General features: G+C 52.2%; 13 protein-coding genes. 4 read left to right on the top strand and 9 right to left on the bottom strand.

Annotation, left to right across the window (positions count from 1 at the left end; all coding sequences use genetic code 11):
• A complete protein-coding gene (locus tag PPL9_RS03285; RefSeq protein ID WP_057461315.1) occupies positions 1-516 on the bottom strand; it encodes a TRAP transporter small permease subunit in 516 nt (171 codons plus the stop codon).
• A gap of 143 nt (positions 517-659) precedes the next feature.
• On the opposite strand from PPL9_RS03285, the gene PPL9_RS03280 reads away from it, so the two are divergent.
• Complete coding sequence (locus PPL9_RS03280; protein ID WP_057461314.1) at positions 660-1,601, top strand: LysR substrate-binding domain-containing protein; 942 nt, start codon at positions 660-662, stop codon at positions 1,599-1,601.
• Positions 1,602-1,696: 95 nt separating this feature from the next.
• On the opposite strand, the gene PPL9_RS03275 is transcribed toward PPL9_RS03280, so the two are convergent.
• Genes PPL9_RS03275 through PPL9_RS03265 form a run of 3 tightly spaced genes read right to left on the bottom strand, consistent with a single transcriptional unit; the run spans position 1,697 to position 3,390 of the window.
• On the bottom strand, positions 1,697-2,314 hold the full coding sequence (locus PPL9_RS03275) for a pyridoxamine 5'-phosphate oxidase family protein (RefSeq protein WP_057461313.1): 618 nt from the start codon (positions 2,312-2,314) through the stop codon (positions 1,697-1,699).
• A gap of 14 nt (positions 2,315-2,328) precedes the next feature.
• Positions 2,329-2,793: a nuclear transport factor 2 family protein gene (locus tag PPL9_RS03270; protein ID WP_057461312.1), complete on the bottom strand. Its 465-nt coding sequence runs from the start codon at positions 2,791-2,793 to the stop codon at positions 2,329-2,331.
• A gap of 51 nt (positions 2,794-2,844) precedes the next feature.
• Complete coding sequence (locus PPL9_RS03265) at positions 2,845-3,390, bottom strand: peroxidase-related enzyme (RefSeq protein ID WP_057461311.1); 546 nt, start codon at positions 3,388-3,390, stop codon at positions 2,845-2,847.
• A gap of 131 nt (positions 3,391-3,521) precedes the next feature.
• On the opposite strand from PPL9_RS03265, the gene PPL9_RS03260 reads away from it, so the two are divergent.
• Complete coding sequence (locus PPL9_RS03260; RefSeq protein WP_057461310.1) at positions 3,522-4,421, top strand: LysR family transcriptional regulator; 900 nt, start codon at positions 3,522-3,524, stop codon at positions 4,419-4,421.
• A 58-nt stretch (positions 4,422-4,479) separates the two neighbouring features.
• Here PPL9_RS03260 and PPL9_RS03255 read toward each other — a convergent pair whose 3' ends face one another.
• Genes PPL9_RS03255 through PPL9_RS03245 form a run of 3 tightly spaced genes read right to left on the bottom strand, consistent with a single transcriptional unit; the run spans position 4,480 to position 8,221 of the window.
• Positions 4,480-5,268: an enoyl-CoA hydratase-related protein gene (locus PPL9_RS03255; RefSeq protein WP_057461309.1), complete on the bottom strand. Its 789-nt coding sequence runs from the start codon at positions 5,266-5,268 to the stop codon at positions 4,480-4,482.
• Between the two features lie 2 nt (positions 5,269-5,270).
• Positions 5,271-6,584, bottom strand: a complete 1,314-nt coding sequence (locus PPL9_RS03250) for a hypothetical protein (RefSeq protein WP_057461308.1) — start codon at positions 6,582-6,584, stop codon at positions 5,271-5,273.
• Positions 6,584-8,221, bottom strand: a complete 1,638-nt coding sequence (locus tag PPL9_RS03245) for an amino acid adenylation domain-containing protein (RefSeq protein ID WP_057461307.1) — start codon at positions 8,219-8,221, stop codon at positions 6,584-6,586. Before PPL9_RS03245 ends, PPL9_RS03250 begins: the two co-directional genes overlap by 1 nt.
• Before the next feature lie 152 nt (positions 8,222-8,373).
• On the opposite strand from PPL9_RS03245, the gene PPL9_RS03240 reads away from it, so the two are divergent.
• Both PPL9_RS03240 and PPL9_RS03235 read left to right on the top strand, forming a co-directional pair.
• Positions 8,374-9,195 (top strand): DUF6502 family protein, encoded by an 822-nt coding sequence (locus PPL9_RS03240; protein WP_057461306.1) that lies wholly within the window; start codon positions 8,374-8,376, stop codon positions 9,193-9,195.
• Entirely contained in the window at positions 9,195-10,085 is an 891-nt protein-coding gene (locus PPL9_RS03235; protein ID WP_057461305.1) for a DUF5666 domain-containing protein, read from the top strand. The genes PPL9_RS03240 and PPL9_RS03235 overlap by 1 nt, the downstream gene beginning before the upstream one ends.
• Positions 10,086-10,211: 126 nt before the next feature.
• Here the strand turns inward: PPL9_RS03235 and PPL9_RS03230 are convergent, their stop codons facing one another.
• The gene (locus tag PPL9_RS03230; protein WP_057461304.1) at positions 10,212-11,600 is read right to left on the bottom strand and encodes an NAD(P)(+) transhydrogenase (Re/Si-specific) subunit beta; all 1,389 of its coding nucleotides are present in this window, start codon (positions 11,598-11,600) and stop codon (positions 10,212-10,214) included.
• 18 nt (positions 11,601-11,618) lie between these two features.
• Entirely contained in the window at positions 11,619-13,187 is a 1,569-nt protein-coding gene (locus tag PPL9_RS03225; RefSeq protein ID WP_057461303.1) for a Re/Si-specific NAD(P)(+) transhydrogenase subunit alpha, read from the bottom strand.
• Between the last annotated feature and the right edge of the window lie 1,096 nt (positions 13,188-14,283).

Below are 14,283 nucleotides of genomic sequence, written 5' to 3'. Positions count from 1 at the left end.
TCAGGCCAACTCCTCTTTTGGGGATTCTGTGGTGGTTGGGAGCGGCTCAGGGAACGTCCCTGTCAAAACCTGATGGATGTGTCGGCCCAGCTGAATTGCGGTGAACACCATCATCAGGACAAGGCCGGTGATCAACGAGATGTCCACGTAAAAAGTCGGGATGTAGAGGGTCGGGCTTTCGCGCCACACACGCATAGAATATTTGGTGAAATCCCATGCCCAGTAGGTGAGCCAACAACCAATCGCGAGGCTTAATGCTTCCCCAATGAGGGCGAGCACGGCCACTTGCTTTGGTGTTTTAAGGAAGATTTCCAGAACGTTGGCGCGGATATGGCTGTTTTCACGGGATGCGTTGACCGCGCCCACCATGTAGAGCCACATTGTTGGATAAAGCAGACTTTCTTCCAGCCCCAGAACTGGAATTTCAAGCAGGTATCGCGTGATCACCTGTACAAATTGGCCCAGTGCAACAAGGCATATCAGCCCCGTCAGCAGCAGGCTCATTAAGCGATCCATCAGCAATCCTCCCTAAGTAGATGTCCGCAGCGCTGTTCGGGGAAGATTTCGATTTTGACCTATAAAATCAAAGTGATTTAATCTATTAAAGTATAGAAAAAAATTATAGGGCATGTAATTGCCTCACAATAACAGGCGGTTACATGAACCTGAGTTTTCGACAGTTGCTGGCATTTCGTGAAGTTATGCGAACGGGCTCTATCTCTGAGGCGGCACGTATCCTGGGTCGGACGCAACCTGCAGTAAGTTCTCTGATTTCCAATCTGGAACAGGAACTGGGGATCGAACTGTTTGAACGTCAACGCGGCAAACTCCTCCGAAAACCGGAGGCGCAATTCTTTTTGGGGGAAGCAGAAGCAATTTTGGATCGCCTCGCCCGTTCGACACGGACCATGCGCGAGATTGGCTCCTTGCAGCAGGGTCGGCTCAACGTGGCGTTCATGCCGGCCTCCTCTCAGGTGCTTATTCCGCAACTGATCTCAGAGTTTGTCCAAGACAAACCGGAGGTAAAGGTCTCGCTGATGATGCGCGGGTCCAACGTGATTGAAGAATGGGTCGCCTCTCAGCAATATGATGTGGGGCTGGCAGAAACCCCTGCTCCCAACAGTGCGTTGATTACGCATGATTTCCTGCTCAACTGTATTTGTGCCTTACGGAGTGATGATCCGTTGGCGCGCCAAGAGGTCATTGAAGCAAAGGACCTTTCGGGCAAGCCGTTGGCGACATTGCCTGAAATGCACCCCAATTGCGTTTCCACGCGAATGGCGTTTGAGGAGCAGAAAGCGGAGTTCAACCAACGCTTTGAACTGCGTAACTTCCTCCCGGCCCTGAAGCTGGTGGAAGATGGCTTGTGCTATTGCATTTGTGATCCGATGACGGCGGACGGTTATCTGAACACGGCACGCGAACACAGCTCTCTCGTTTTCCGCCCGTTTGCACCCAAAGTGGTGCTGGCAATCTCAATCCTGCTGCCATCACAGCGGCCAGCGTCTGCCCTGGCAGATGCGTTCAGCGAGAAGCTGCTGAGCGCAGTTACGGAGATTGAAAGGAAGCAATGGGGAGATTTTTATGGGGGTCCACAATAGTAGCGAGAGGTAGTGCGTATTCCCGAGATTAGGGCCAGATAAGTTTCGGGAATACGCAGTAACGGGAGAGTTTGCTCACCCGCTATTCGATATAATCAGTTCGCTTGTACGGCGCTTTGCAGCTTCTGGATTTGCTCTTGCAGTTCAGCGATCTTCTGTTCTTTTTCTTCCAGAGCGGATTTGACCCAATCTGCGTCAATGCGCACTGGAATGTGCTGCGGGCAGTTGGCATCCCATGCATCAACACTGAAGATGATTGCCTGCTCTGGTGCTGTACGATAGGGTTGATCGTAGTCCATCAGCTGTTCAATCAAGCCCGGGTCATCCTCGATGACCTTAGCTGTGCCCCAGATCTTGATCCGCGTCTTCTGCACGTAATCGATCAGAAAAATGAAGGCCTTGGAATTATCCTCCAGATTTCCCTGGCTGATGTACTGACGGTTGCCGCGAAAATCCGCAAACCCTAGGTGGCGATTGTCTAGCACCTTAAGGAACCCGGTTGGGCCCCCACGATGCTGAATATAGGGTTGGCCATCCGCATTGGACGTTGCCAGAAAGAAGCTGCGCTGATCGGCAATGTACCGCGCCAGTTCTTCTGTTACTTCGTTTTTCCAACTACCGCCCTCTTCCATGCTGGCATAGCCGCGTCGCGAGCCTTTGCGGCTCTGGATGGCTTTCACTGTGGGAGTGAAGGCAATATCACTGGAATACATGGGGTTTCCTCCAGTTACAGACCTAGATCACTCAGGCTTGCATGATCATCAGGACGGCGACCCAGCGGCCAATGGAACTTGCGTTCTTCTGGTGTGATCGGATGCTCGTTGATGCTTGCAATCCGGCGCTTCATGAGGCCGTCCTCTGCAAACTCCCAGTTTTCATTGCCGTAGGCTCTGAACCACTGTCCGGAGTCGTCATGATACTCGTAGGCAAAGCGAACCGCGATCCGGTCTCCCTCAAAGGCCCATAGCTCTTTAATAAGGCGGTAATCGAGCTCTAGGGTCCATTTGCGAGTGAGCAACTGCTCAATCTCAGGGCGTCCAGTTACAAATTCTGCTCTGTTCCGCCATTGGCAGTCTGGCGTATAGGCCAGAGCTACCTTTTGCGGATCTCTAGAGTTCCAGCCATCTTCCGCCGCACGGATTTTGATGCTGGCTGTTTCCCGTGTGAATGGAGGGAGTGGTGGTCTGGTCATGACGATCTCCGGAAGGGTGGCAGGTGGATTGGGCTCCACCCGCCCGTGGTGTTAGGCAAGTTCTTTAACAGCAGGGAAGTCAACTTCGGTTCCCAAAACTTCGTTCATGTAGTTGGTCAGCGTGTTCAGAGCGACATGTCCAACAATTTCAACGAGTTCCGCATCAGAATAACCAGCGTCGCGTACAGCCCGCACCTGCGCATCAGAAACCTTTCCGCGGTTTTTGACGATTGCGACGGCAAACTCGACAGCAACGGCTGCTTTCGCATCTTCAGAACTGCCGCGGCGGTTCTTTGCAATTTCATCAGCACTGAGCTTGGCAAGGTTGGATGCAAGGTAAGTATGCGCGGAGAGGCAGTAGTTACAGCCATTCTGCTCGCCAACAGCCAATGCGAGACGCTCACGCGTAGCAGCAGGCAGTGTTCCTTTGCCGAGCGCGCCGTTCAAACCGAGGTAACCTTCCAGCGCCTGCGGGCTGTTGGCAACAATTCGGAACAGATTTGGCACCGAGCCGAGCTGAGAGTTGACGGCCTGAAGGGAAGCCTGGGAGTCTTGAGGAGCGGCTTCGACGGAAGATGGGGTAGGAATGCGTGACATTATTTTATCTCCATATTTTTGAAATCGGATGATGGTCTTCATGTAACCAATGTTGGACAGGAAATAATTGGGCTTCTGTGCAATTCACTATTACACTCAGCGTAATAAATGAGCGTGATTGTGGGATTGAAATGGATAAGCTTGAAACAATGCAGGTGTTTGTAGAAGTGGCTGAACGGGAAAGTTTCGTGGAAGCCAGCAAAAAGCTTGGCCTTTCCGCTCCTGCTGTGACGCGCTCTATCGCCCGGCTGGAGCAATCTCTCGGAACAAGATTATTCAACCGAACCACGCGCCACGTCCGCCTGACGGATGCGGGCCGGCATTATCTTTGCGATGTAAAAGGCATTCTGGAGAGTGTCGAACAGGCAGAAGCGTTTGTAAGTGGTAGTTATGCCAAGCCAATCGGCGAGCTTTCCATCACAGCGCCCATACTGTTTGGGCAGAAGTACATCATCCCCCTGATCACAGAGTACCTCGACCTCTACCCCGAAGTGACTGCCAATGCCGAGTTCTACGATCGCATCGTCAATATGGTGGAAGATAATCTGGACGTGGCGTTCCGTATCGGGCATCTGCAGGATTCCGGGCTTTATGCGACCCGCGTGGGTAGCATCCGCCGCGTGATTTGTGCTTCACCAACGTATTTTAGCGAGCACGGCACCCCGCAAACACCGTCAGATCTTACAAAGCACAAGATTATCCAGCCAACCTCGGTTGAAACGAGCAATCATTGGAAGTTTGCTGGAGAGAAGGCTGAGGTGGTGAAGATCAACCCACATTTGCGCTGCAACCACAATTGCGCAGCTATTCAGGCAGCAACAGGGGGGGCCGGCATTACCCGATTGCTATCCTATCAGGTGGCGAAAGACGTTTCGAATGGTGTGCTTCAGCTGGCGCTGGAGGATTACGAGCCTGAGCCGCTTCCAGTCCATATCGTTTACATGGAAGGCCGCCGTGCCAGCGCTAAAGTGCGTTCCTTCGTGGACTTCGCTGCTGAGCGCTTGCGAGACAATCCGTTTATCGGTGACTGATGCTTAATAGCTGAAACGCCCGGAAAGCTGATGTTGTATCCGGGCGTCTCTCGTTTAGTTAAGCGTCTTCCAGCTCTGCTTGCTCATTAAAGTTTGGCGGTCGCTTTTCAAGGAACGCGGCCATGCCCTCTTTCTGGGCAGGAGAACCAAACAAGGCATGGTACATCTGCCGTTCAAAGCGAATGCCATTTTCCAATGAGTTTTCATCCGCCGCATTCACGCAGGCCCGTGCCATCATCGTGATGTCGCGTGCATAGCCAGCAATGGTCTTTGCTGTTTCATTTGCAACGGACATCAGCTCATCTGCAGGGATCTTTCTGCTAATGAGACCCATGTCGTAAGCCTCTTGCGCGTCAATCATGCGGCCCGTGAGGATGAGATCCATGGCGCGTGCTTTACCAACCAACTTAGTCAGACGCTGAGACCCACCAATGCCTGGAATACAGCCGATCTTCACTTCTGGTTGGCCAAACCTGGCCGTGTCTGCCGCCAAAATGATATCGCACATCATGGCGACCTCACAGCCGCCGCCCAAGGCATAACCGGAGACCGCTGCAATCTTCGGGATGCGAAGCGCTGCAAAACGATCCCATCCGGTGAAAAAGTTGCTGGCGTACATGCTAGCATAATCCTGCAGGTTGAGCTCTGCGATATCAGCACCTGCTGCAAAAGCTCGTTCACTGCCGGTTAGGATGAGGCACCCGATGGCAGGATCTGCATCATACTTGGTTGCCGCATCCAGCACCTCTTCCAGAACCTGGGAGTTAAGTGCATTCAGCGCTTTTGGCCGATTGAAGCGAATGGTTGCAACGCGGCCTTCGACAGATGTTTCAATGGTTTCATACATGATCAGCTATCCCAAATTGCGCCGTAAGCAGGAACGCCGAAGCTTTCCATGTCATGAACGAGTTTGCGGGTCAGTTTCTGGTTGGAAATCACGATAACAGCCTCTGCTCCGCTCTCCTCAACCGCTTTCAGAGTTAATGCGGTCAAGTCGGGCTTGCCTTGAGAATCCGTATCCCAAATCACCGGGTTCTCAGTGCTTGCCTCAATCTCGTCAACGAAAGCATCGCCATAGGTTTTACGTGGGTTACGTGTGGACCAAATCACCTTGTTCGGCACGTCGCCTGCGAGCAGATGCGGCACGATTGGGCCAATACCAGAACCTGTGCCAACGTAAACGACCTTCTTGAACAACACCTCGATACGCGCAACACCAGAGGTGGTGATGCCCTTCACCCAGACATGGCTTGGCGGGTTTTCAATGAAGTCTCCGGTCCAATCCCCTGCCCGACTGATAGCGAGACGATACCCAGACTCTTTCGGAGACGGGATATTGGCAAACGCGTGATACTCGCCAAATGGTGTGTGACTGATTGCGTTTGAGCTGCCCGGGAAGGGAGTGTCGCCATAATCGAACTTAGCCAAAACAGCATGGTTAGAAGGCTTTACCACGTCCACTTTGACACGCTTCAACGACAGCCATGGTGAGACGATGGACAGTGAAATCAGGCAGAGCATCCAGAATGCTGGGGTTTCCATAAGAACGCCGCCAGTGTCCTGTGTGATGGAAACAGTCTGTGCCCAAAACAAGCCAAGCACTGCCCAACCAACAAAACGGTGCACCTTCTCAAAGGTGTTATGATGGCGCGCGCGGAAACCTCCTTGTGCCGTGACGATCAGCAGGACCATCAACGAGACCATCGCCCCGCTGAGAGCAAGCGTTTGGTCTGATGGAAGCGCAGCCCCTTCAATGCGGTTTGCCACCATGGCGAAAAGCAGAAAGCCAAACCAGATTGTGCCGGACACCGTGCTGCTGGAATGAAGGCCACCGAAATGAAACACTTTGCCTGCACCCCAACGAAGCCAGAGCGGCCAGCTGGTTGGAATGCGGGTTGCCAGCCAGAACAAGGCGTTAACCACCCGTTGCTGCCGGATCAGGATGCCAAGAGACAGGTTGATCAGCGCCATATCTGCAATAGCACTAAGAGCAAAGCCACTTTCGGCAAACCAGCGTCCCTCCTGTAAACCAGCGATGAAGACTGCGACGTTAACCACGGCGACCAGCATCACCAGTCGGTTGTATTCCATCAAGGATGGATGGCGCGTAATACGTCGCCAGTTGTAACTGCGTGTTTCGGCAGTTGTTGCTTCAATAGTCATTAATTTAACTCCACACCCTGAGCGTCAATATGGTCTTGTGCCAGCTTCAAAAGCAGGCGCTTGTCCAACTTCCCGCGTGGTGTGCGAGGCAACTCATCCATGGAAAGGATCAGTGTTGGACTACAATAATAAGGAAGTTTGTCTTTCACGGACTGGGCCGCGGTGTTGGTGCACACATTTGCCGGGCTGATGAAGGCCACCAGATTACGGCTGTCGAACTTGAGAGTGACCGCCTGATCACAGCCTTCCGTGGCTTCCAATGTGTTGGAAACGCCATCCAGCTCCACACGGAACCCGCGAATTTTCACCAGATCATCAACCCGCCCAAAGTGCTCCAGTTCACCTGTGTTGGTCCAGCGGCCAAGGTCTTTAGTGCGGAACATCATGTGACCGGGACTAAATGGGTCAGGTCGATAACGGTCAAGCGTAAGCTCGGGATTAGCAAGGTATCCAGCAGTCACACAATCACCACCAGCCCACATTTCGCCCTTCTCGCCAATGGCAACGGGGCGCAGGTTTTCATCCAGAACATAAACCGTGTTGTTGGGCGTCGGACGTCCAATGGAGAGGATTTCCTTTCCCGGATAATGCGGTTCGGCTGTGTTGATGATGGTGGTTTCTGTTGGGCCACAAGAATTGTAGAATCGGCAGAAGCTACTCCAAGCGTCTGCAAGAGGTCTTGGGCATGGTTCTCCCGCAACAGCAGCAGTTTGCACCTGCTGGCAACGGCTGTGGTCAAGTGAGTTCAGGATTGACGGTGTTGCGATCAACACGTCCACCTTTTCGGCTGTTTCCTGAATGCTTTTGCCGCGAATAACCAGCGTAGCGCCGTTTGAAACAGCGCCAAGAGTTTCCCAAGCCGCCATATCAAATGCGATCGAAAGAATTTGACCCACCCGCAACCCCGGACGCATGCCAAGATCACCAGGGCTGGTTTGCAAAATGTTGCATAGGTTCTTGTGGGTGACCTGAACGCCATTCGGGACGCCTGTAGTGCCAGAGGTGAACAGGATCATGCACAGATCATCCGGCTGTGCTTTATGTTGTTCGCCTTCTACTGGCGTGGTCGGCAGAGTTTCATCCTCGATCACATCTTCAATCGTGATGAGAGTTTGGCCCTCTGCCACGGGCACCTGATCTTTAAGGCTGCGCAGCGTTACAATGACTTGGGCACCGGTCACTGCTGCGATGTGGTTCAATGCCTTTTCAGGAGCGACACCTACATGCTGCGGAATATAGGCAGCACCTACGCGAAGAGCCGCGACGATGCCGACTAGCATTGGAATAGAACGGTGCAGGTACAGACAAACGGCGTCCCCTCTCTTTACGCCGTGTTGTGCCAAGGTGTGAGCGAGCCGGTTTGCGGCGTCATTCAGCTCACCGTAGCTGATCTCCTGATCTTGATACTCAGCTGCGACGGCATTGGGTTGTGCAGCCATAAAGTGGTTCATTGCAGAAATGATAGTTGGAAAGCGTGGAGCGTTTTCTGGTCCCCATCCAAAATCCAGAAAACGTTCCTGATCAAAATCGCTCAATGCCGACAGGAGTGGATTACGTGGCGCAACTCCTGTCAGTTTTGGCATGGCCGGAAACACTGGCCGAATGTCATTTAGATAATCTGCAGCAATATCCCGCATGGCGAGTCCCTCTTATGGTGATAATCACTCATTCTAGATAATGGGAAAAATTCCCATTTGAGTATAACAAGTGTTCAACAAGCAGTAACGAATTCGTAGGATGAAAAATTCTGGTGTAATGATTAGAGAACTGGACAGCACAGGAAACGGAAATGAGTCCCGAGCAAACAGACCCTTTTGAGACCGCCCTCACAGCGCTTCTTGCCCCATTGGCAAAAGCGATGGTGGCGCGTGGCGTCACAATCGGGCCAGCGACCGAGGCACTGAAACGGGCCCTGCTCCAGGCCGCTATTGAGGAAAATCCCGGTAAGACAACTGATAGCCGCGTCAGCCTTAAGACCGGCATTCACCGTAAGGATGTCAAACGGTTACGATCTGATGAAAACGGCAGTTCTCTCAAGAAATCCGTCAATGCGACGGCCCTTGCGATCAGTTATTGGGCAACGGCTCCAGAGTTTCAAAGCGCAGAAGGAACGCCCCGGAATTTGCCGCGGCAAGGCAGCGAAAAGGAGCCTGGTTTTGACGAGCTGGTTCGCCTCACACGCGCTGATATGGCGCCGGGAACTGTTCTTGAGGCGCTTATTGATCAGGGTGTCGTTACGGAATTAGATGACGGATTTTATCGTTTATTGACTCACGCCCTTTTGCCCGCACCTGGAAGTGCCGAACAAGTTGCTGCCTATCAAGCGACACTTTCGACGCACCTTTCGGCCGCTACCCACAACTTAATTGCCCCTCAGGGAGAAGCTCTCAATTTTGATCGAATCCTGCGTTATTCGCATTTGTCAGAGGAGTCAGTGGAGGCTCTGAACAGGTTGACGCAAGAGAAGGCCCAGATGCTTTTGGAAGAAGTCAACGCTCTGGCACGGGAGATGCAAATGAATGATGCGGAACAGACCGCCAACGGCCGTTTTGCCTTTGGGGCCTACGTCCTTCCAAAAAAAAAGCCAAAATCAGATGAGGCTGCTGCGTAATGGTTTGGAGGCACACACTTTCCGCTTTAATAGCATCAACTTTTCTGATCGCTCCAGCAGCAGGCCACGCAGAAGAAGAGCGTGAAGGCGGCATTTTGGGGACAGGCATTGTCGGCACGATTACGCGTCTCGGCAGTATTATCGTTAATGATCAACGCATCACCTTCCCTCCAGATCTGCCAATCAAAAATGAACTTGGTCCTTTGACGGCCTCGCAATTGGTACCGGGAGACACGGTTGCCGTTGTTGCTGCTCTGACTGGCTCAAATTGGGAAGCTAAGAGTATCCGCAGAATTGTGCCGATCATCGGTCCTGTTTCTGAAGTGAAGTCAGATGAGACAGGCAGAACCTTTGAGATTATGGGAACGTTCGTTCACGTACCAGTGGCCATCGCGACCACGGTGAAACAAGGGGACTGGGTAGCGATCAGCGGTCTGTGGCAAGATGAAGATGTGGTTGCAACACGCGTTGAGGTGGTTCCACCCCGCCAGTCCGCAGTCATCATCGGCAGCAACCTTTCTGTTGGCGCAAGCAATGTTCCACAGATTGGTAACACGTTGATTGCAGGCATTATTCCGCAACACGTTCAGTCCGGTGATGTTATCCGTGTCATAGGGATACCTGAAGCTGGCAGTATCCGCGCGACCTCGTTAGAGGCTGGGATCTTCGATGGAAAGGTTGGGCTGGTTCAGGCCGAAGGCTACTTGTCTCCGCCAAACTCAACCGGTCTTTACACCTTGCTTGGCTCCGGCATGGTGGCCTTCACAGACCAGCCAGACATGATCGACGAAACAGCCAAGGTGGTTGTGTGTGGGTATGATGGCGAGCTTGGAAGTGACCCGACCAAGGCAGCAGATCCTGAATTACTGGAGAAGCTTGGCTGTCAGTAGTCTGCTTGGAGCGCGTAATTATTTGAGCTACATCAGGGTGATGCATCGCATTATTTCGGCAATATAAAGAAAACCCCGGAACGTTCCTCACGTTCCGGGGTTTATCGTTTTTATTAAGAAACCAAACTAGCTGATTTTACCCAGTAGGTTGTCCATGGAGCTCTTCGCATCGCCGTAGTACATGCGGGAGTTCTCTTTGTAGAACAGTGGGTTCTCTATGCCGGAGTAACCGGTGCCCTGACCACGTTTGGAGATGAACACGTGCTTGGCTTTCCAAACTTCCAGAACTGGCATGCCTGCGATTGGTGAGTTTGGATCTTCCTGAGCAGCCGGGTTCACGATGTCGTTGGCGCCAATGATGATGACAACATCCGTATCAGGGAAGTCATCGTTGATCTCATCCATTTCCAGAACGATATCGTAAGGCACTTTTGCTTCAGCGAGCAGCACATTCATGTGGCCTGGCAGACGGCCTGCAACCGGGTGGATTGCGAAGCGGACGTTCTTGCCTTTGGCACGCAGACGCTTGGTCAACTCAGAAACAGACTGCTGCGCCTGAGCAACGGCCATGCCGTAACCTGGTACAATCACAACGCTATCTGCATCATTGAGTGTCTCGGCTACGAAGTCCGTATCAGTTGCAACCATCTCGCCTTCGATTTCCTGCGCTGGACCCGTCGTGGTACCAAAGCCGCCAAGAATAACGGAGACGAAGTGACGGTTCATCGCCTTACACATGATGTAAGAGAGGATTGCACCGGAAGAACCAACCAGAGCACCTGTTACGATCAGCAGGTCGTTGCCAAGTAAGAAACCTGTCGCCGCTGCTGCCCAACCGGAGTAGGAGTTCAGCATGGAAACAACAACGGGCATGTCAGCGCCGCCGATGGCCATAACCATGTGCCAACCGATGAAGAAGGCGATCAGGGTCATCAGGTAGAGCGTCCAGGAACCTGCGTGGTTCATGTACATGAACATCAGGAGCACTGCGAGAATGAGCAAGCCTGCGTTGAGAGCATGACGACCCGGCAGCAGAAGTGCCTTACCGCCGATCTTTCCAGCAAGCTTGCCGTAAGCGACAATGGAACCGGTGAAGGTGATCGCACCGATGAAGACGCCGATGAAGATTTCTGCTTCATGGATAACCAGCTCCGCGCCTGCCAAACCTGCTGGTGGAGCGATATCAGAGTTGATGCCGATGAACACTGCTGCCAGACCCACGAAGGAGTGCAGAGCAGCCACAAGCTGTGGCATGCCAGTCATTTCAACGCGTTGAGCCACAATCACGCCGGCAGTGGAGCCAACGGTTACAGTCACAAGCAACATGATCAAAACGGCTGGGCTTGTAAGATCAACACCTGGGCCAAATACTGTTGCAAGAACAGCCAGTGCCATACCGACGATGCCAAACCAAACAGCGCGTTTTGCGCTTTCCTGATTGGACAGACCGCCCAGAGACAGGATAAAGAGTACGGTTGCCGCAATATAAGCGGCGGTTTGAAGTCCAATAGACATAATGCTTCCCTCCCCCGCTTAAGACTTGTTGAACATCTGGAGCATACGGCGCGTGACCATAAACCCGCCGACGATGTTGACCGATGCAATCAGCACCGAGATGCCGGCGAGGAACCAGACGATCCAGCTGCCAGAGCCAAGCTGCAACACGGCGCCCAGAATGATGATACCGGAGATTGCGTTGGTAACAGCCATAAGCGGTGTATGCAGGGAGTGAGCCACACCCCAGATGACCTGGAAGCCAACAAACACTGCGAGGACAAACACGATGAAGTGTTGCATAAAGCTTTCAGGCGCATAGGCACCTATCAACGCCATAACAGCACCACCGCCAATCAGAAGACCGAGCTGTTTGCGACCGGCAGCTTTGGCAGCCGCAGCCTCTTCAACCGCGAGTTCCTCAGGGGTTTTCTCAGGTGCCTTTGGCTTTTGGGCAGCGATTGCAGCAATCTTCGGCTTAGGCGGCGGGAAGGTGATTTCCCCGTCTTTGGTTGCCGTTGCACCGCGGATAACATCGTCTTCCATGTTGATATTGGCCTGACCGTCTTTCTCAGGGGTCAGATCAAACATCATGTGGCGGATGTTGGTTGCGTACAGCGTGGAGGACTGCGTTGCCATGCGGGATGGGAAGTCAGTGTAGCCGATCACGGTGACGCCGTTGTCGGTTACGATCTTCTCGTCCATCTTGGTCAGTTTACAGTTGCCGCCTTTTTCAGCAGCAAGGTCAACAATCACAGAACCCGGCTTCATGGACTGGACCATGTCTTCGGTCCAGAGCTCAGGCGCATCGCGGCCCGGGATCAGTGCTGTGGTGATGACGATGTCAACATCTGGTGCTAATTCGCGGAATTTCGCCAGTTGCGCTTCGCGGAATTCTGGTGAAGAAACAGAGGCATAGCCGCCAGTGGAGGCGCCGTCCTGCTGCTCTTCCTCAAAGTCCAGATAAACGAACTCAGCGCCCATGGATTCGACCTGCTCAGCCACTTCCGGGCGAACGTCGAACGCAAGGGTGATCGCGCCAAGAGAGGTTGAGGCGCCAATTGCAGCAAGACCAGCGACGCCAGCGCCGATGACGAGCACTTTGGCTGGTGGCACTTTACCGGCAGCGGTGATCTGGCCGGTGAAGAAGCGTGGGAAGTTGTTGCCAGCTTCCATAACAGCGCGGTAACCAGCGATGTTGGCCATGGATGACAGAGCATCCATCTTCTGTGCGCGCGAGATACGCGGCACCATATCCATCGCCAGCACGTTGACCTTTTTATCGGCAAACTGCTGAAGAAGCTCACCATTTTGCGCTGGCCAGAAGAAGCTGATGAGGGTTTGTCCCTCGTGTGTCAGTTCCAGTTCAGACGCTTCGGGCGGACGGACTTTGATGACGATATCTGCGGTTTCCCAGAGCGTTTTTGCATCTGCGATAACCTTTACGCCAGCATCTTTATAATCTGTGTCAGAGAAGTTTGCAGCTTCACCAGCGCCGGATTCAATAGCGCACTCATATCCCAGCTTTTGCAGCTGTTGGGCGCTGTCCGGCGTCAACGCGACCCGACGTTCCCCGTCAAGGACTTCCTTGGCAGCCCCTATGATCATGTTCTAACCTCTTGCCTGTTAAATAGGTTTCCAGCAGAAATCGCTCGTTACCAACTGTTCCAATCGTTTTTTATTCTCTTTCCCAGCGTAGGCGCTGGTATCGTTTTTGTGCAATGCACCAAAGGCCCTAAACTTTACCGAACCGACCAAAGGAATCTCTTTGATCAATTTCGCTCGAAAGGCAGGTTAAGCTCCTTTGCGTAAACTGCAAGTCTCTCCTAAAAACTTCGAAAATCCCTTCATCTTTAAAATGGACCTCGTTCAAATCCCAGTAGGGTAAAGCCCTATCTGAACGACAGTTGATCACCTTTACCCAAGTGTTTGAGCTCAAACTAAAGAACGAGGTGGATAAGTGAAATTGAATGAATCTCAATATAGTTCACATATATAAGAGCGAAGGTGAGTATAAACCGCATTTCATGCAGATTATCGGGGTTTATACTTGCATTTGCTCTTAGGCTGCGCAGAGGAAAACTATGCCTAAAGTGGGAGATTAACTGAAATATATTTATGTCTCAGTCTGAAGTTACAGGTAGATATACCAGCTTATCACTTTGGCGCATGTGACAACCAGACATAGAAGCTACCCCTTCACCCATTCACGAAAGTCACTTTCCGCCTTTGCGTTATTCTGTGCGTTTCTTTGCGCAATTTTGCGTTGCTATGTGAAATCTTGCATTTAAACAATGCACAGACATGAGCTCGCGCGCGCCTACCACGGTGGAACTTCAGCACTTTACATTACATCCATCCTGCTTTGCGAATAATTGTAAGAGGTGCTTAGTTTTTGGGACAACTCGTATAAGTGGAATTAGCTCCTAAAACTAACCTGATGCCAAGAACAGGAGAACACCATAATTAAACATCCGCGCTGGAACCGTAGCCCGACCTATAAAACGAAGATGTCGCTTCTTGCTATTCGTGGAAAGAATACATTAAGTGAGTTTGCTCTGAAGCTTGGTTTTTGCGTGAACCAAATCAATCAATGAAAAGAGCAAGCCTAAAGCGTTTCGATCAAAGTTTGAATCTATGAGATTCCCCAAAACTTCGATTTGTGATTCACTCTGTTCGGGAGGATCACAGCATGCCAGCACCA

It is taken from the genome of Pseudovibrio sp. POLY-S9 (genome assembly GCF_001431305.1).
In the GTDB taxonomy this organism is placed as follows: Bacteria; Pseudomonadota; Alphaproteobacteria; order Rhizobiales; family Stappiaceae; genus Pseudovibrio.
Note: the sequence above shows the minus strand (reverse complement) of the source record. Positions and strands in the feature narration are given on the sequence as shown.